20 protein-coding genes are annotated in these 16,178 nt (G+C 70.0%); 13 read left to right on the top strand and 7 right to left on the bottom strand.

What is annotated here, in order from left to right:
* The first annotated feature begins 11 nt into the window (after positions 1–11).
* The 6 genes from cbiQ to ABZ444_RS39565 all read left to right on the top strand — a co-directional run bounded on the left by cbiQ (position 12) and on the right by ABZ444_RS39565 (position 4,334).
* Positions 12–767: a cobalt ECF transporter T component CbiQ gene (gene cbiQ / locus ABZ444_RS39590; protein WP_358008747.1), complete on the top strand. Its 756-nt coding sequence runs from the start codon at positions 12–14 to the stop codon at positions 765–767.
* On the top strand, positions 761–1,498 hold the full coding sequence (locus ABZ444_RS39585) for an ABC transporter ATP-binding protein (RefSeq protein WP_358008745.1): 738 nt from the start codon (positions 761–763) through the stop codon (positions 1,496–1,498). Before cbiQ ends, ABZ444_RS39585 begins: the two co-directional genes overlap by 7 nt.
* 172 nt (positions 1,499–1,670) lie before the next feature.
* A complete protein-coding gene (locus ABZ444_RS39580; RefSeq protein ID WP_101785558.1) occupies positions 1,671–2,009 on the top strand; it encodes an STAS domain-containing protein in 339 nt (112 codons plus the stop codon).
* Positions 2,010–2,057: 48 nt separating this feature from the next.
* Positions 2,058–2,831 (top strand): SDR family NAD(P)-dependent oxidoreductase, encoded by a 774-nt coding sequence (locus ABZ444_RS39575; protein WP_358008743.1) that lies wholly within the window; start codon positions 2,058–2,060, stop codon positions 2,829–2,831.
* Between the two features lie 6 nt (positions 2,832–2,837).
* The gene (locus ABZ444_RS39570) at positions 2,838–3,602 is read left to right on the top strand and encodes a crotonase/enoyl-CoA hydratase family protein (RefSeq protein ID WP_358008741.1); all 765 of its coding nucleotides are present in this window, start codon (positions 2,838–2,840) and stop codon (positions 3,600–3,602) included.
* 111 nt (positions 3,603–3,713) lie between these two features.
* On the top strand, positions 3,714–4,334 hold the full coding sequence (locus tag ABZ444_RS39565) for a rhomboid family intramembrane serine protease (protein WP_358008739.1): 621 nt from the start codon (positions 3,714–3,716) through the stop codon (positions 4,332–4,334).
* A gap of 3 nt (positions 4,335–4,337) precedes the next feature.
* Here the strand turns inward: ABZ444_RS39565 and ABZ444_RS39560 are convergent, their stop codons facing one another.
* Positions 4,338–4,916, bottom strand: coding sequence for a TIGR00645 family protein (locus tag ABZ444_RS39560; protein WP_352355382.1), 579 nt, complete (start codon positions 4,914–4,916; stop codon positions 4,338–4,340).
* 37 nt (positions 4,917–4,953) lie between these two features.
* Between ABZ444_RS39560 and ABZ444_RS39555 the strand changes: the two genes are divergently transcribed.
* The gene (locus ABZ444_RS39555) at positions 4,954–5,325 is read left to right on the top strand and encodes a BlaI/MecI/CopY family transcriptional regulator (protein WP_358008737.1); all 372 of its coding nucleotides are present in this window, start codon (positions 4,954–4,956) and stop codon (positions 5,323–5,325) included.
* Here ABZ444_RS39555 and serC read toward each other — a convergent pair.
* A complete protein-coding gene (gene serC, locus ABZ444_RS39550) occupies positions 5,322–6,431 on the bottom strand; it encodes a phosphoserine transaminase (protein ID WP_358008735.1) in 1,110 nt (369 codons plus the stop codon). The two genes, ABZ444_RS39555 and serC, sit on opposite strands and share 4 nt — an antisense overlap.
* Before the next feature lie 111 nt (positions 6,432–6,542).
* A complete protein-coding gene (locus ABZ444_RS39545) occupies positions 6,543–7,649 on the bottom strand; it encodes a citrate synthase 2 (protein WP_357967312.1) in 1,107 nt (368 codons plus the stop codon).
* A gap of 202 nt (positions 7,650–7,851) precedes the next feature.
* Between ABZ444_RS39545 and pdxH the strand changes: the two genes are divergently transcribed.
* The gene (gene pdxH, locus ABZ444_RS39540; protein ID WP_357967315.1) at positions 7,852–8,529 is read left to right on the top strand and encodes a pyridoxamine 5'-phosphate oxidase; all 678 of its coding nucleotides are present in this window, start codon (positions 7,852–7,854) and stop codon (positions 8,527–8,529) included.
* Between the two features lie 10 nt (positions 8,530–8,539).
* Complete coding sequence (locus ABZ444_RS39535) at positions 8,540–9,826, top strand: MFS transporter (RefSeq protein ID WP_358008733.1); 1,287 nt, start codon at positions 8,540–8,542, stop codon at positions 9,824–9,826.
* Here the strand turns inward: ABZ444_RS39535 and ABZ444_RS39530 are convergent.
* The gene (locus ABZ444_RS39530; protein WP_358008731.1) at positions 9,772–10,395 is read right to left on the bottom strand and encodes a UdgX family uracil-DNA binding protein; all 624 of its coding nucleotides are present in this window, start codon (positions 10,393–10,395) and stop codon (positions 9,772–9,774) included. The two genes, ABZ444_RS39535 and ABZ444_RS39530, sit on opposite strands and share 55 nt — an antisense overlap.
* 102 nt (positions 10,396–10,497) lie before the next feature.
* Here ABZ444_RS39530 and ABZ444_RS39525 point away from each other — a divergent pair, with 102 nt between their 5' ends.
* From ABZ444_RS39525 to ABZ444_RS39515, 3 genes are all read left to right on the top strand, one after another.
* Positions 10,498–11,202: a metal-dependent transcriptional regulator gene (locus tag ABZ444_RS39525; RefSeq protein ID WP_357967321.1), complete on the top strand. Its 705-nt coding sequence runs from the start codon at positions 10,498–10,500 to the stop codon at positions 11,200–11,202.
* Between the two features lie 123 nt (positions 11,203–11,325).
* The gene (locus ABZ444_RS39520; protein ID WP_358008729.1) at positions 11,326–13,548 is read left to right on the top strand and encodes a SpoIIE family protein phosphatase; all 2,223 of its coding nucleotides are present in this window, start codon (positions 11,326–11,328) and stop codon (positions 13,546–13,548) included.
* Complete coding sequence (locus ABZ444_RS39515) at positions 13,545–14,348, top strand: alpha/beta fold hydrolase (protein ID WP_358008727.1); 804 nt, start codon at positions 13,545–13,547, stop codon at positions 14,346–14,348. Before ABZ444_RS39520 ends, ABZ444_RS39515 begins: the two co-directional genes overlap by 4 nt.
* On the opposite strand, the gene ABZ444_RS39510 is transcribed toward ABZ444_RS39515, so the two are convergent.
* Positions 14,345–14,545: a hypothetical protein gene (locus ABZ444_RS39510; RefSeq protein WP_358008725.1), complete on the bottom strand. Its 201-nt coding sequence runs from the start codon at positions 14,543–14,545 to the stop codon at positions 14,345–14,347. The genes ABZ444_RS39515 and ABZ444_RS39510 overlap by 4 nt on opposite strands.
* A 48-nt stretch (positions 14,546–14,593) precedes the next feature.
* Between ABZ444_RS39510 and ABZ444_RS39505 the strand changes: the two genes are divergently transcribed.
* Complete coding sequence (locus tag ABZ444_RS39505) at positions 14,594–14,779, top strand: hypothetical protein (protein ID WP_358008723.1); 186 nt, start codon at positions 14,594–14,596, stop codon at positions 14,777–14,779.
* 12 nt (positions 14,780–14,791) lie between these two features.
* Here the strand turns inward: ABZ444_RS39505 and ABZ444_RS39500 are convergent, their stop codons facing one another.
* Positions 14,792–14,953 (bottom strand): hypothetical protein, encoded by a 162-nt coding sequence (locus tag ABZ444_RS39500; protein ID WP_352322270.1) that lies wholly within the window; start codon positions 14,951–14,953, stop codon positions 14,792–14,794.
* Positions 14,954–14,996: 43 nt separating this feature from the next.
* Positions 14,997–16,142 (bottom strand): acyl-CoA dehydrogenase family protein, encoded by a 1,146-nt coding sequence (locus ABZ444_RS39495; RefSeq protein WP_358008721.1) that lies wholly within the window; start codon positions 16,140–16,142, stop codon positions 14,997–14,999.
* Positions 16,143–16,178 lie beyond the last annotated feature (36 nt).

Raw genomic sequence — 16,178 nt, 5'->3', positions numbered from 1 at the left:
GGTGAGTGACGGTGGGCGCGGGGCATCGGCACGATCTCTACCTGCCGGGTGACTCCCCCGTCCACCGGCTGCCGCCGCAGTGCAAGCTGCTCGCCGTCTTCGCCTTCGCCGTCGTCGTGGTGGCCACGCCGCGGGAGCGCTTCTGGGCGTTCGCGGTCTACGCGGCGCTGCTCGGGGGCGTCGCGCTGGCCGCGCGGGTGCCGGTCGGCCACGTGCTGCGGCGGATGGTGATCGAGCTGCCGTTCGTGTTGTTCGCGTTCCTGATCCCGGTGATCGGGATGGGCGAGCGCACGACGGTGCTCGGGGTCTCGCTGAGCGTGCAGGGATTGTGGGCGGCCTGGAACATCCTGGTCAAGGCCACGCTCGGGGTGATCGCCTCGATCCTGCTCGCGGCCACCACCGAGCCGCGGGTCATCCTCGTCGGGGCGCAGCGGCTGCGGCTGCCGAGCCTGCTGGTGCAGATCGCCATGTTCATGCTCAGGTACATGGACGTGATCATGGAGGAGATGCGGCGGATGCGGGTGGCGCGCGAGTCGCGCGGGTTCGAGGCGCGCAACTTCCGCCAGATCCCGGTGATCGCGCGTTCGGCCGGGGCGCTGTTCATCCGTTCGTACGAGCGGGGCGAGCGGGTGCATCTGGCGATGCTGAGTCGCGGCTACGCTGGACGGATGCCGATAATTCAAGATATTTCGGCATCCATCGGGCAGTGGGCGGCGGCGCTCGTCCTGCCCGTCGTGGCACTCGCGGTTCTGGGGCTCTCATGGTGAACTCTCTGGAGGTCAGTGACCTGGCCTACGCCTACCCCGACGGCACTCAGGCGCTGTTCGGCGTGAACCTGGCGATCGGCCGCGGTGAGCGGGTGGCGCTGCTCGGCCCCAACGGCGCCGGCAAGACGACCCTCGTCATGCACCTCAACGGCATCCTCACCACCGGGCACGGCAGCGTGGCCGTGGGCGGCGTCCCGGTGCGCAAGGACACGCTCAAGGAGATCAGGCAGCGTGTCGGCCTGGTCTTCCAGGACCCCGACGACCAGCTCTTCATGCCCACGGTCAGGGACGACGTCGCCTTCGGCCCGGCCAACGCCGGCCTCAAGGGCGCGGAGCTCGACCGGGTGGTCCGCGACGCGCTCGACCGGGTCGGCATGCTGGCGGCCGCCGACCGGCCGCCGCACCACCTGTCGTTCGGGCAGCGGCGCCGGGTGGCGGTGGCCACGGTGCTGGCGATGCGGCCGGAGATCCTCGTGCTCGACGAGCCCTCCTCCAACCTCGACCCGGCCGCGCGCAGGGAGCTGGCCGAGATCCTGCGTTCGCTGGACGTGACGGTGCTCATGGTCACCCACGACCTGCCGTACGCGCTGGAGTTGTGCGAGCGCTCACTGATCCTCTCGGGCGGCGTGATCGCCGCCGACGGGCCCACGCGCGAGCTGCTGGCCGACGCCGAGCTGCTGGCCGGGCACCGTCTGGAGCTCCCGTACGGCTTCGCCGTCCCGGCCGGGTGAGCAACCTGGTGCCCAGGTCGCGGGCCGGACGGCCGACTGGGTAAGAACCCTCAGCGCCGCGTCTAGCGCATGATTCGTCCGGTCTAGTCCTTCTGTATCCGGCTCTTCGTAGTTTGTGCATGCCCGCTATCCGGGGATGTCGAAGTACAGTGGCTCATCGAGGAGGGGCCAAATGAAGCTGCGGCTTGCGCGACACGCCCTGGGTGACGCCGTGGTGGTGGCTGTTGAGGGAGAGCTCGATCTGTTCACCGCACCGTTCCTCCGCGACGAGGTCCGCGACGCCATCAAGCAGGACAGCGCCAGGCTCGTGCTCGACCTGCAGCAGCTGTCGTTCATGGACTCCAGCGGTCTGTCGGTGCTGATCGAGGCCTGGCGGCTGGCCACGGGAGAGGGAGGCGGGGTGTCCCTCGCCGCGCCCCAGGCGCCCGTGGCGCGCATCCTGCGGACCACGGGGCTCGACCGGCGGATCAAGGTGTACTCCGATGTCGACAGCGCCGTGGGGGAGATTTAACCCGCCCCGAGTAGAACTTCATTCGGTTGGCGCGTTAAGGTCCGGGATATGGACGTCAACGGATCTGCAGCAATCATCTCCGGCGGTGCCAGCGGGCTCGGTGAGGCGACGGCCCGCGAGCTCGCCCGCGCGGGCGCCACCGTGGTCATCGCCGACCTCAACGAGGAGCGCGGCAAGGCCGTCGCCGACGAGCTCGGCGGCGTCTTCGTCAGGACGGACGTGTCGGACGACGATCAGGTGCAGGCGGCCGTCGACGCGGCCGTGGCCACGGGCAAGCCGCTGCGCGTCGTGGTCAACAGCGCGGGCATCGGCTGGGCCGAGCGCACGGTCAACCGCGAGGGCAAGCCGCACAACCCGGCCACGTACCGCAAGGTGATCGAGGTCAACCTGATCGGCACCTTCAACCTCATGCGCATCGCCGCGGCCGCCATCGCCGCCACCGAGCCGGTCGACGCCGACGGCCAGCGCGGCGTGGTCATCAACACGGCCTCCGTCGCCGCCCTGGAGGGCCAGACGGGCCAGCTCGCCTACTCGGCCTCCAAGGGCGGCATCGTGGGCATGACGGTCCCCGCCGCGCGCGACCTGGCGGCCATCGGCGTACGCGTGAACACGGTCTGCCCCGGCATCATCGACACCCCCATCTACGGCTTCTCGGGCAACGCCGAGGAGTTCAAGGCCAAGCTCGTGGCCCCCGTGGTCTTCCCCAAGCGCATGGGCCGGGCCGACGAGTTCGCCCACCTGGTGCACTCGCTCGTCCAGAACGACTACATGAACGCCGAGGTCGTGCGCTTCGACGGCGGCATCCGCTTCCAGCCCAAGTGAGGTCCCGTGTCTGACGAAGTGCTCGTCGAGGAGTCCGGCAACGTCGCGGTCATCACCATCAACCGGCCGAAGGCGCGTAACGCGATCAACGGTGCGGTGGCCCGGGGGATCGCCGAGGCGCTGGACACCTTCGACGCCCGCGCCGAGATCTCGGCGTACGTGCTGACCGGCGCAGGGGGCACGTTCTGCGCGGGCATGGACCTCAAGGGGTTCCTGTCCGGGGACTTCCCGGTGGTCGAGGGCCGCGGCTTCGGCGGCATCGCCGAGGCGCCGCCCAAGAAGCCGCTGGTGGCCGCGGTCGAGGGGTACGCGCTGGCGGGCGGCTTCGAGCTGGCCCTGTCGTGCGACGTCATCGTGGCCTCGTCGGAGTCCACGTTCGGGCTGCCCGAGCCGAAGCGCGGGCTGGTGGCGGGCGCGGGCGGGATCATGCGGCTGCCGCGGCGGATCCCGTACCACGTGGCCATGGAGATCGCCCTGACCGGCGACCACTACCCCGCCTCCCGCCTGTACGAGCTGGGCCTGGTCAACCGGATCACCGAGCCGGGGGCCGCCCTGGAGGGCGCGCTGGAGCTGGCCCGCAAGATCGCCGCCAACGCCCCCCTGGCGCTCGCGGCGACCAAGAAGGTGATCATCGAGTCCCAGGACTGGCCCCTGGAGGAGATGTTCAAGAGGCAGGGCGCGATCATCAACCCGGTGTTCGGCTCCAAGGACGCCATGGAGGGCGCGGCGGCCTTCGCCGAGAAGCGCGCCCCCCAGTGGAAGGGCGAGTAACCCTCACCCGTACGCCGGCCCCTTCCGCACGACCGGAAGGGGCCGCGTCAACGCGCGTGCGTGAGCTTTCCTACGTACGGTAAAGGGAGAAGACGACCACCAGGAGAGCGCATGAGCGACTATTCGGGTTCCAGGTTCGAGTCGGCCAAGCGCGGCGCCGGCACCTTCCTGTCGAACGCGATCAAGGCGATCGTCATCCTCGGGTCCATGCTCGCCGTGATGTGGGTCCTGGAGGGCGTCGACTACGTGATGGGCGGCGCGCTCGACTCCTACGGCATCGCGGGCTGGGACGCCGACGGCCTGGTGGGCATCTTCTTCGCGCCGTTCCTGCACGGCGGCTTCGGCCATCTCATGGCCAACTCGCTGCCGCTGCTGGTGCTGGGATTCCTGGCGGCGGTGCGCGACATCCGCAGGTTCCTGTGGGCCACATTGGTGATCGTGGTGATCGGCGGCTTCGGCACGTGGGTGTCCAGCCCCGGCGTGATCACGATCGGCGCGAGCGGCCTGGTCTTCGGCTACTTCGGCTTCGTGCTGGCCCGGGGCCTGTTCGACCGCCGCCTGGTGGACATCCTGATCGGCATCGGCGTGGGCGTGGCCTACTACTCGATCCTGTGGGGCCTGCTCCCCAACCAGCAGGGCATCTCGTGGCAGGGCCACCTGTTCGGCCTCGTGGGCGGCGTGGTGGCCGCCGGGGTGCTGCCGCGCAGGAGAACGCTGCCGGCCCGCTTCTGAGCCCTACAGGTGTGGCTTGGTGTGCTCGGCCGGCGAGCTGGAGAGCATGCGGTCGATGAGCGCCAGGCCGATCGCCGAGGCCACGAACGCCAGGTGGATGATCGTCTGCCACATGATCTTGTCGTTGGGCACGTCACGCGCCCGGATGAACGTCTGCAGCAGGTGCACCGACGAGATGCCCACGATGGCCGTGGCCAGCTTGACCTTCAGCACGTTGGCGTTGACGTGGGAGAGCCATTCGGGCTCGTCGGGATGGTCGTTGAGGTTGATGCGCGAGACGAACGTCTCGTAACCGCCGATGATCACCATGATCAGCAGGTTGGAGATCATCACGACGTCGATCAGCGCCAGGACCGTGAGCATGACGACGACCTCGGCCGACGTGCCGTCGCCGGTCGCCGGGTGCAGGAAGACGCTGCTCAGCAGGTGCCACAGCTCGGTCATGAACTGCCAGACGTACACCGCCTGGGCCACGATGAGGCCCAGGTAGAGCGGGACCTGCAGCCAGCGGCTGGCGAACATGAGGTAGCCGAGGCTGCGGGGCAGCGCTCGCCCCTGGCCGATCGGGGGCTGTTCGGGCAAGAATGTTTCCTACTGATCGAGCCGGAGGACTGGTGAGTTGGCGAACCTGGGATCCCTGGAACGCGCGATCATGAACGTGCTGTGGGATGCCGGCAAGGCCATGCGCGTGCGGGAGCTCCTGGACAGGCTCAACGAGGACCGTGACCTCGCGTACACGACCGTGCAGACCGTCGCCGAGCGGCTGGTGCGCAAGGGCCTGCTGGTGCGCACGCCCGCGCGCAACGCCTTCCGCTACGCGGCCGCCTGCTCGAGGGCCGAGCACGTCAGCCGCCTGATGCTGGAGGCCCTCGCGGTCAGCACCGACAGGCTGCCGGTGCTGACGAGGTTCGCGCAGAGCGTCGAGGAGGAGGACGCCCTGGCGCTCCTGGACGAGCTGACCCGCCGGACGAGCCGGCGCGCGATGGGCTAGAGACGCTCGACCACGTGGTCGACACAGACCGTCAGCGCCTCGACGTCGGACGGCTCGATGGCCGGGAACATCGCGATGCGGAGCTGGTTGCGGCCCAGCTTGCGGTAGGGCTCGGTGTCGACGATGCCGTTGGCGCGCAGCACCTTGGCCACCTCGGCGGCGTCGACGTCGTCGTTGAAGTCGATCGTGCCGACCACCTGCGAGCGGAACTGCGGGGCGGCGAACGGCGTGGCGTAGGACGACTTCTCGGCCCAGGTGTACAGGCGCTGGCTGGACTCGGCGGTGCGGGCGGTGGTCCAGGCCAGGCCGCCGTTGCCGTTCATCCAGTCGAGCTGGTCGGCCAGCAGGAACAGCGTGGCCACGGCGGGCGTGTTGTAGGTCTGGTCCTTGCCCGAGTTGTCGATCGCGATCGGCAGGCTGAAGAACTCGGGGACGTACCGGCCGGAGGCGGCGATCTCCTCGACCCTGGCCAGGGCGCGCGGCGACATGATCGCGATCCACAGGCCGCCGTCGGAGGCGAAGCTCTTCTGCGGGGCGAAGTAGTAGACGTCGGTCTCGGCGATGTCGACCGGCAGGCCGCCCGCGCCGGAGGTGGCGTCGACCAGCACCAGCGAGTCGTCGCCGCCCACGCGGGAGATCGGCATGGCGACGCCGGTCGAGGTCTCGTTGTGGGTGAGGGCGTAGACGTCGACGCCGTCCTCGGCGGCCGCGGTGGGGTAGGTGCCGACGTCGGACTTGATCACGCTCGGGTCGGCCAGCCACGGCGCCTTCTTGGCGACGGCGGCGAACTTCGAGGAGAACTCGCCGAACGACAGGTGCTGGGACTTCTCCCTGATCAGCCCGAAGGCCGCGATGTCCCAGAACGCGGTGGTGCCGCCGTTGCCCAGCACGACCTGGTAGCCCTCGGGCAGCGAGAACAGGTCGGCGAGCCCGGAGCGCACGCGGCCGACCAGGTTCTTGACCGGCTTCTGGCGGTGCGAGGTGCCCATGAGGCTCGCGCCGGACGCGGCGAGCGCGGCCAGTTGCTCGGTGCGAACCTTCGAGGGCCCGCAGCCGAAGCGGCCGTCGGCGGGCTTGATGTCAGCGGGAATCACGATGTCAGCCACGTGCCAAGCGTACTGAGGCCGTCCGGGTGACGTCGCACGGGTCCGCCGAATGAGACGCGGAACGGCCCGCCCTTGAGTGGGCGGGCCGTTCATGACACGGGCGAAAACGTGTCAGATCGTGCCGGCGACCTCAGAGGCGCCGGGGACGTCGCTGAGCGGGCGCGAGGCCGGGCCGATGTAGTTGGCGCTCGGACGCACCAGCCGGCCCGTGAGCTTCTGCTCCAGGATGTGCGCGGCCCAGCCGGCCGTGCGGGCGCAGGTGAACATCGAGGTGAACATGTGCGAGGGCACCTCGGCGAAGTCCAGCACCACGGCCGCCCAGTACTCGACGTTCGTGGCGAGCACCCGGTCGGGCTTGCGGGCGTGCAGCTCCTCCAGGGCGGCCTGCTCCAGCGCCGCCGCGACCTCGTAGCGGGGCGCGTCGAGCTCCTTGGCGGTGCGGCGCAGCACGCGGGCGCGCGGGTCCTCCGCGCGGTAGACGCGGTGGCCGAAGCCCATGAGCCTGTTGCCCTTGTCGAGCTCGCTCTGGACGTACTTCTTGGCGTCGCCGAGCTGCTCCACGCCTTCGATCATGTGGAGCACGCGGGCGGGGGCGCCGCCGTGCAGCGGGCCCGACATCGCGCCCACGGCGCCGGAGAGCGCCGCGGCCACGTCGGCGCCGGTGGAGGCGATGACGCGGGCGGTGAACGTGGACGCGTTCATGCCGTGCTCGGCGGCCGAGGTCCAGTAGGCGTCGATGGCCTTGACGTGCTTGGGATCAGGCTCACCGCGCCAGCGGATCATGAAGCGTTCGACGATGGTCTTCGCCTCGTCGACCCGGCTCTGCGGCACCATCGGCAGGCCGAGGCCGCGCGCGGACTGCGCGACGAAGGAGAGTGCCATCACGGAGGCGCGCGCCAGCTGGTCGCGGGCCTCCTCGTCACTGATGTCGAGCAGGGGCTTGAAGCCATAGGCCGGAGCCAGCATGGCCAGCGCGCTCTGCACGTCTACGCGGATGTCACCGGAGTGGACAGGGATGGGGTACGGCTCCGCCGGGGGCAGGCCCGGCTGGAACTTGTTGTCGACCAGCAGGCCCCAAACGTGCCCGAACGGGACACGGCCGACCAGCTCCTCGATGTCGACGCCCCGGTATCGAAGGGCGCCCCCTTCTTTGTCCGGTTCCGCGATCTCGGTCTCGAAAGCTACGACGCCTTCGAGGCCGGGTTTGAAGTCGGACATGCTCGGCCGCCTCCCTTTCTTGCCATGTAACGGCAATGCCTTGATGTCGAGATACCGGCGGGTCAATTTAACCCCCTCCCAGGTCATGGTCGGTCTCGGGACCCGCCGAAACGCCAAACCCGCTGGTAGGGAGCCTGCTGTGGACACGTACCCCGCGACCTGCGTCAGGCCGCCGAACGCGCCCTAGCGTGGGATCTGCCACATGAGCGCGCAAGAATACCGTCTCGTGGATGCCACCCCGCGCCCGCCTCTGCTGGCGGCGCTACGCCGAACGTACGAGGGCGAGCCGTTGCTCGAGACCGACCTCGCGTCCGACCCCGTCGCGCAGTTCACCGTCTGGTTCCAGGACGCGCTCGAAGCCGGCCTGCCCGAACCGAACGCCATGGTCCTCGCCACCGCCTCCGCGGGCGGCCGGCCGAGCGCCAGGACGGTCCTGCTCAAGGGCTACGACGAGAACGGCTTCGTCTTCTACACCAACTACGAGTCCCGCAAAGGCCGCGACCTGGCCGAGAACGGACGCGCCTCGCTGCTGTTCCCCTGGCACGCCATCCGTCGCCAGATCCGCATCGAGGGCACCGTCGCCCGCATCTCCCACCAGGAGTCGGCCGACTACTACAACTCCCGCCCGTACGGCTCCCGCATCGGGGCCTGGGCCTCGCGGCAGTCGGCGGTCGTGCGCTCGCGCGAGGAGCTCGACGAGCGCTACGAGGAGCTGTCCGCCCGCTGGCCGGAGGATCCGCCGGTGCCCGACTTCTGGGGCGGCTTCCGGGTGACGCCGACCGAGGTGGAGTTCTGGCAGGGACAGCTCGACCGGATGCACGACAGGCTGCGCTACCGGCGCACCCGACCCGGTTGGGCTTTGGAGAGACTTGCACCATAAATTGCCTTAGGTGGCATTCGGGGAACTGGTCAAACGTCATCTTGTGGACACAAGGCCGCTGGCCGTGCCCGCGTACCGGCGGATCTGGTCCGGCCAGGCCGTCTCGAACGTGGGCGTCGCCGTCACCGTCGTGGCGGTCGGCCAGCAGGTCTACGACCTGACCCGTTCCTCGCTCTGGGTGGGCCTGCTCGGCATGGCCAACCTCGTCCCGCTGCTGGTCTTCGGGCTGTGGGGCGGGGCCGTCGCCGACGCCTTCGACCGGCGCAGGCTGCTCGTCATCGGCTCGCTCATCACCTGGGCGGCCACCCTGGTCATCCTGGCGCAGGCCCTGCTCGGGCTGGGCAACGTGTATCTGATCTTCGCGGCGACGGCGGTCAACGCCACCGGGTTCGCGATCACCGGCCCGACCAGGGGCTCGGTGATCCCGCGTATCCTCGACCCCGAGCTGGTGCCGGCCGCCAACGCGCTCAACTCGCTGGTCTACAGCCTCGGCGCGGTCGTCGGCCCGATGCTCGGCGGCGTGCTGCTGGCCACCGGCGGCGACCACCCCAACTACGCCGCCGCCTACACGGTGGACGCCCTGCTGTTCAGCGGCGGCCTCTACGCGGCCCTCAGGCTGCCCGCCCTGCCCCCGCTGGGCGAGGTGACACGTCCAGGAGCACGGGCGGTCTGGGAGGGCCTCAGCTTCATCGCCAGGAGCCCGGTGCTGCTGATGTCGTTCGTCGTGGACATCATCGCGATGGTGTTCGCCATGCCGCGCGCCCTCTACCCCGAGCTGGCCGCCGATCGCTTCGGCGGCTCGATGACCGCGCTCGGCTGGGTGACCTCCGCCATGGCGATCGGCTCGGTCGCCGGCGCGCTGTTCTCCGGCTGGCTGGGGCGGATCTCGCGGCAGGGCATCGCGCTCGTGCTGGCCATCGCCATGTGGGGGCTCGCCGTCGCGGCCGCGGGGCTGGTGCGCGAGCTGTGGCTCGTCGTGGCGTTCATGGCGGTCGGCGGCGTGGCCGACGTGATCTCGTCGGTGTGGCGGCAGTCGATCCTGCAGCTCTACGCCCCCGACGAGATGCGCGGGCGGATGCAGGGCGTGTTCATGGTGGTCGTGGCGGGCGGCCCGCGCCTCGGCGACCTGCGCGCCGGTGCGACCGCGACCGCCTTCGGGCTCACCGGCGCCTGGGTGGGCGGGGGACTGGCGTGCGCGGTCACCGTGCTCGTCGTCGGCCTGTCGGTGGCCGGGTTCCGCAATTACCGCTCCGACACCCGCGCCGCGGCCTTGAGGTCGGAGACGAAGCCCGCGTAGGCCGCGTCCCTGTCGGGCGCGCGCAGCACCGCCGAGGGGTGGATCGTGGCCACCGCGAGCGCGTCGCCGAGCGGCACCGGCTCGCCCCTGTGCCCGGTCAGCCGGAACGCCCTGCCCAGCAGGGACCTGGCCGCCGTCGCGCCGAGCACCACGACCACGTCGGGACGCACCAGCTCCAGCTCCGCGCCGAGCCACGGCCGGCACGCCTCGATCTCGGCGACCGTCGGTTTCTGATGAATCCTTCTCTTCCCCCGGGGAGTGAAGGAGAAATGTTTGACAGCGTTGGTCAAATAAACCGCGTCCCGGTCGATTCCCGCTTCTTCCAGACCCCGATCCAGCACACGTCCGGAGGGCCCCACGAACGGATGTCCCTCGCGGTCCTCGCGATCTCCTGGCTGCTCGCCCACCAGCATGAAACGGGCCTGCTCGGGGCCCTCGCCGAACACCGTCCGGGTGGCCTTGGCATACAGGTCGCAGCCTTCGCAGCGGGCGGCCGCCGTCCGCAGGGAGCCGAGGTCGCGCCGGTCGGGAAGGAACTCGGCCGCTCCGTTGTTGCCGTCCTTAACCATCGTCGGTCGTTCTCCCAATAGGGTTCCTGATGACTTCTGTGCCCGTAGCGGACGGGCTCAGTCCCCGCCACGACCGGCGTAGCATTTCAGTTGGGAGGAGCCTTGACCGCACACGGCCTGATCGACACGACGGAGATGTATCTCCGCACGATTTACGAGCTCGAAGAGGAGGGCATCGTCCCCCTTCGCGCCCGCATCGCGGAGCGCCTCCAGCAGAGCGGCCCCACCGTGAGCCAGACCGTCGCCCGCATGGAGCGCGACGGCCTCGTCCGCGTCGAGGGCGACCGGCACCTGTCGATGACCGACCTGGGCCGCACGCTGGCCACGCGCGTGATGCGCAAGCACCGTCTGGCCGAATGCCTGCTCACCCAGGTCATCGGCCTTCCCTGGGAAGAGGTGCACATCGAGGCGTGCCGGTGGGAGCACGTCATGTCCGAGTCGGTCGAGGCGCGGCTGGTGACGCTGCTCGACAACCCCACGGTCTGCCCGCACGGAAACCCCATCCCGGGGCTGGCCGAGCTGGGGGCGCAGGAGGTGCCCGACGGCGCGGCCAACGTCCTGACCTCGATGTCCGAGGCCGCCGGGCCGCGTGACATTCCGGTCGTGGTGCGCCGGATCAGCGAACAAGTGCAAAGCGATCCTGCTGTGATGCTTAAACTCAAGCAAGTTGGGATACAACCCGGACGCGAGGTGACGCTCGCGGCGAGCGACGACGGTGTGCGGGTGACAGGTGACGGTGACGCGAACGACACTCCCGCGGAGCTTCCGCGTGACGTTGCCGCGCACGTTTTTGTCTCCAAGCGCTGACGCGCGCGCAGCCACTTGGTTGAATCCCTCTTGGGAGGCCCTCCACTCTCCCCTGGCCAAGACAGTTGCAGGAGCACCCGTGGTCCGCTGTGCGCACAAGCCACCCCAAGGAGTGGTCTCCGGATGAAGCGATGGGGGGATCTGTCACAAGAAACGGCTGATCACCTTGGTGCCGGGTCCGTTCTGGACCATGCCGAAATGGCAGTGGTCGTGACAGACCGCTTCAGCAATCTCCTCTACTGGAATCCCTTCGCCGAGCAGCTGTTCGGCCGGCCCGGCAACGCGCCGGCGCGTGACGCGTCCGTCCTGTCCCTCGGGATCATGGAGAAGGACCACCCGATGGCCATCGAGCTGGCCAAGCACGTGCTCAAGGGCGGCGTGTGGGAGGGCACGTTCGACGTCAGGCGCGGCGACGGCACGATCGTCTACGTCCGCGCCCAGGCCGTGCCGCTGCGCCACCCGTCCGGCTCGGTCACCGGCATCGTCATCCTGGCCCGCGAGGCCCTGCGCAGCAACGAACGCGAGAAGGACCGTTTCGGGCTCCTCGAACGCATCGGCGAGCGGCTGGCCGGCTCCCTCTACGTCGAGGAGACGCTCAAGCGGGTGGCCGAGATGCTCGTGCCGCAGTTCGCCGACCACTGCTTCATCGAGCTCATGGAGGGCGACCGGCTGGTCCGCCGGGTCTCGGAGCACGTCCAGGGCTGGACGCCGCCCGCGGGCACGTGGAAGCCGGTGGGCGCGGAGATCCGCTACCCCTCCGGCCACTACGCCGACACCGCGCTGCGCCGCCAGGAGACCATCCTGGTCGAAGACTTCTCCACCACCAGCTACCCGTCGCCCCACGAGGGCAGCGCGCGGCTGGCCAGTGAGATCGGCATGACCTCGGCCATCGTCGCCCCCCTGCTGGTGCGCGGCGAGACGCTGGGCCTGATGTACCTCGGCCTGTCCAACCTGACCGACCGGCGCAGCCCCCACTACGACGCCTTCGACCGCGACTTCGTGGGCGCCATCGCCACCCGCGTGGCCCTCGCGATCGACAACGCGCTGCTGTTCGAAGAGGAGCGCCACACCGCCGAGTCGTTCCAGAAACACCTGCTGCCCAGGGCGCTGCCCCAGCTCGACGGCCTCGACATCGCGGTGCGCTACTACCCGGCGGCCCCGCTCGCCTCCCACGGCCAGGGCATCCAGACCCAGGTCGGCGGCGACTGGTACGACGTGATCCCGCTCTCGGCCGGCCGGGTCGGCATCGTGATCGGCGACGTCGAGGGCAGGGGCGCCAAGGCCGCGGCCATCATGGGCCAGCTCAGGGCTGCGCTGCGGGCCTTCGCACAAGACGACAAGTCGCCCGCCGACATCCTGGCCAGGCTCGACGAGTGGACCCGCATCATCGCCACCCCCGAGCAGGACGACAACGGCGCCGACGTCAGCATCCCGCCCATCGTCACCTGCCAGTACCTCGTCTACGACGCCTGGTCCCGGCAGCTCTCCTTCGCCAACGCCGGGCACGCGCCGCCGCTGCTGGTGGTCGACGGCCAGTGCCTGGAGATGGACATCGAGGAGGTCGGCCAGCCGCTCGGCGTCCGGGCCAAGGGCCTGCACGCCGACCTGGTCTACAAGGAGGAGACCCGCACCCTCCCGCCGGGCGCGGCGCTGCTGCTCTACACCGATGGCCTGGTCGACCGGCGTCCGGGCCGCGACGGGCGGATGCCGAGCGAGGAGGAGACGCTCGGCGTGCTGTGCGAGAAGCTCGCCAAGATGGCCGACGCCGACGTCGAGCGCATCGCCGACGCCGCCACGATCGCGGTGCCCGGCGAGATCGACGACGACATGGCGATCCTGGTCGTCCGCTCCAGCGACGTCGACCTCGACGTCGAGGAGCGCACCTTCCCGGCCCAGCCGATCATGGTCGGCGAGGCGCGCCGCATGGCCTCCGAGGCCTTCTCCGGCTGGAACGTGCCCGAGGAACGCGCCGAGCTGGCCTGCCTGCTGGTCTCCGAGGTCGTCACCAACGTGGTGCTGCACGCCTCCACCGCCAACTCCCCGCGCCGGGAGCTGGTCGTCGAGGGGCCGCCGCTGCCGTTCGAGGATTCCTGGGACATGCCGGGCTTCGAGGAGGAGCCGATCGGCGACAAGGAGTTCACGCTGAGGCTGCGCAGGGGCGAGGAGTCGGTCTGGGTCGAGGTGTTCGACCAGGACCTCCGCCTGCCCCGCATCCGCAGCGCCGGGGAGAACGACGAGGGCGGCCGCGGCCTCTACCTGGTCGACCAGCTCGCCAAGCGCTGGGGATCCCGTCCCACCAGGGAAGGCAAAGCGGTCTGGTTCGAGATTCCCACCCGGAGCAGGTGAGTGGTTCACTGGGCCGCATGGAGCTGGCCTTCGAACGCCGGGGCACCGGCGAGCCGCTGATCCTCGTCCACGGCATCGGACACCACTGGCAGGCATGGTTGCCGGTGATGGACCGGCTGGCCGCCGACCACACGGTGATCGCCATCGACCTGCCCGGTTTCGGGGTGTCGCCGCGGCTGCCCGCGGGCATCCCGTACACCGCGGAGTCGCTGGCGGACGCGGTCGAGTCGTTCTGCGCGCTGCTCGGCATCCGGGAGCCGCACGTGGTGGGCAACTCGCTCGGCGGCTACATCGCGCTCGAACTGGCCTCGCGCGGCGTCGTGCGCGCGGCGACCGCGCTGTCGCCGGCCGGCTTCTGGTCGCGGTCCGAGCTGCTCTACTGCCAGACGACGCTGAAGGGCCTGCGGAACTCGGCGCGCGCGATGTCGCCCGAGCAGGCGGTCAGGGCGGCCGGCAACCCGTTCATGCGGGCGGTGTCCAGCGGCGTGCTGGTGGCCCGTCCGAGCCGGCTCGACCCCGCCGGGCTGGTCGCGGCCACGCAGGCGCTGGCGGGGGCGGCCGGCTTCGACGAGACGCTGGAGTCGTTCGGCGGGCTGATGCCGCCCGCCCCGCCGAAGTCGCCCATCACGATCGCCTGGGGCGAGCGCGACCGGTTGCTGCCGCGCCGCCAGGCCGTGCGCGCGGCGCGCTGGTCGGGGCAGCGGGTCAAGCTGCTCAGGGGCTGCGGGCACGTGCCGATGAGCGATGATCCGGAGCTGGTGGCCCGGGTCGTCCTTGCGGCCGACCGGGCGGCCTCCTAGCGTTCGGCGTTGGCCGCCATGCGGCGCAACACCTCGACGGCGGTCTGGTACTCCTGCGGGCTCACGTTCTGCGTGACCTGCTGTCGGAAGCGGGTGACACGCTCGGAGACGGCCGTGTGCACGGCCCTGCCCTCGTCGGTCAGCCGCCCGTCCGCCAGCCATCCCCTCGACGTCAGGCTCCGTACGGCCTCCTCCACCCCCTCGAACGGCGCGAGCGCGACGGCGTTCTCCCCTTGGGCGGTGGCGTGGAGAAGCTGCCACTCCCTGCGCGAGGCGCCATACGCGGCCAGGGCCTGAGGCGGAGCAGGCGGGCGCTGGCCCGGCAGCACGGCGCGACGGGCCCCGAGTTCGAGGTGCTCGACGTGATCGAGGGCGCCGGCGGGCGGCTCGCCCGGCTGCTGACCCGGTTCGTGCGGGGGATGCCGGGGTGAGCCTTCCCGGCCTCAGCGCATCGTCTGGCCCCAGACGAGCAGCATGGCGATGATGAACACGATCATCACGCCCGCGTAGCCGACGGGGCCGAGCCGGAACGCCCTGCGCACGCGGTTGAGCCCCCAGGCGAACAGTAATGCCAGGAAAACGAGGAGGATCAGGCCGCCGTCCATGCTGACAGTATGCGGCGCGGCCCGGCCGGGCGCGCGCCTGCCGTCAGAATCCGAAGGACCGGCCGATGATCTCCTTCATGATCTCGGTGGTGCCGCCGTAGATGGTCTGGACGCGGCTGTCCAGCCACGCCTTGGCGACCGGGTACTCCATCATGTAGCCGTAGCCTCCGTGGAGCTGGAGGCAGCGGTCGATGACCTTGTTCTGCAGCTCGGTCGTCCACCACTTGGCCTTGGCCGCGTCCACGACGGTGAGCTGCCGGGCGTTGAGCGCCAGGATGCACTTGTCCACGTAGTGGCGGGCGATCTCCGTCTCGGTCGCCAGCTCGGCCAGGACGAAGCGGGTGTTCTGGAACGAACCGATGTTGCGGCCGAACGCCTGGCGGGTCTTGCAGTACTCGATCGTCTGCTCCAGCACCGTCTCCGCCGCGGCCACCGCCCCCACGGCGATCGACAGGCGTTCCTGGGGCAGGTTGTTCATCAGATGGAAGAAGCCCTCGCCCTCGTTCGGGCCGAGGCGGTTGGCGACGGGCACGCGTACGTTCTCGAAGAACAGCTCGGCGGTGTCCTGGGCCTTCATGCCGACCTTGTCCAGGTTCCGGCCGCGGTTGAAGCCCTCCATGCCGCGCTCGACCACGATCAGCGTCGTTCCCCTGGCGCCCGCCTCGGGGTCGGTCTTGGCGACCACGACCACGAGGTCGGCGTTGACGCCGTTCGTGATGAACGTCTTCTGGCCGTTGACCACGTAGTGGTCGCCCGCGCGGACGGCGGTGGTCCTGATGCCCTGCAGGTCGCTGCCGGCGCCCGGCTCGGTCATCGCGATCGCGGTGATGAGCTCGCCGGAGGCGAAGCCGGGCAGCCAGCGCTGCTTCTGCTCGTCGTCGGTGAGTTCGACGACGTACGGGGCCATGACGTCGTTGTGCAGCGAGAAGCCGAGGCCGGAGGCGCCGCTCCTGATGATCTCCTCGACGATCACGGCGTTGTAGCGGAAGTCGGTGATGCCGGATCCGCCGTACTCCTCGGGGACGCCGAAGCCGAACATGCCGATCTCGCCGGCCTTCTTCCAGACCTCGCGGGGCACGATGCCGTCCTTCTCCCACTGGCCGTGGTGCGGCACGACCTCGCGGGCCATGAACTCGCGCACGGTTTCCCGGAAGAGCAGGTGCTCCTCGTCGAAGAGGTCTCGCTGCATCGATTCGCCTCCAAGCAGGTGTCGTGCACGACAGAA

This window comes from Nonomuraea sp. NPDC005730, from assembly GCF_040630865.1.
In the GTDB taxonomy this organism is placed as follows: domain Bacteria; phylum Actinomycetota; class Actinomycetes; order Streptosporangiales; family Streptosporangiaceae; genus Nonomuraea.
The sequence above is the reverse complement of the archived record's forward strand: the minus strand, read 5'-3'. Positions and strand labels throughout refer to the sequence as shown.

What these genes read in the sequence shown, in the direction of transcription:
- ABZ444_RS39585 (WP_358008745.1), top strand. Translation starts at nt 761, where the DNA reads ATGGTGAACTCTCTGGAGGTCAGTGACCTGGCCTACGCCTACCCCGAC.
- ABZ444_RS39580 (WP_101785558.1), top strand. Translation starts at nt 1,671, where the DNA reads ATGAAGCTGCGGCTTGCGCGACACGCCCTGGGTGACGCCGTGGTGGTG.
- ABZ444_RS39575 (WP_358008743.1), top strand. Translation starts at nt 2,058, where the DNA reads ATGGACGTCAACGGATCTGCAGCAATCATCTCCGGCGGTGCCAGCGGG.
- ABZ444_RS39565 (WP_358008739.1), top strand. Translation starts at nt 3,714, where the DNA reads ATGAGCGACTATTCGGGTTCCAGGTTCGAGTCGGCCAAGCGCGGCGCC.
- ABZ444_RS39545 (WP_357967312.1), bottom strand. Translation starts at nt 7,649, where the DNA reads ATGTCCGACTTCAAACCCGGCCTCGAAGGCGTCGTAGCTTTCGAGACC.
- pdxH (WP_357967315.1), top strand. Translation starts at nt 7,852, where the DNA reads ATGAGCGCGCAAGAATACCGTCTCGTGGATGCCACCCCGCGCCCGCCT.
- ABZ444_RS39530 (WP_358008731.1), bottom strand. Translation starts at nt 10,395, where the DNA reads ATGGTTAAGGACGGCAACAACGGAGCGGCCGAGTTCCTTCCCGACCGG.
- ABZ444_RS39520 (WP_358008729.1), top strand. Translation starts at nt 11,326, where the DNA reads ATGAAGCGATGGGGGGATCTGTCACAAGAAACGGCTGATCACCTTGGT.
- ABZ444_RS39500 (WP_352322270.1), bottom strand. Translation starts at nt 14,953, where the DNA reads ATGGACGGCGGCCTGATCCTCCTCGTTTTCCTGGCATTACTGTTCGCC.
- ABZ444_RS39495 (WP_358008721.1), bottom strand. Translation starts at nt 16,142, where the DNA reads ATGCAGCGAGACCTCTTCGACGAGGAGCACCTGCTCTTCCGGGAAACC.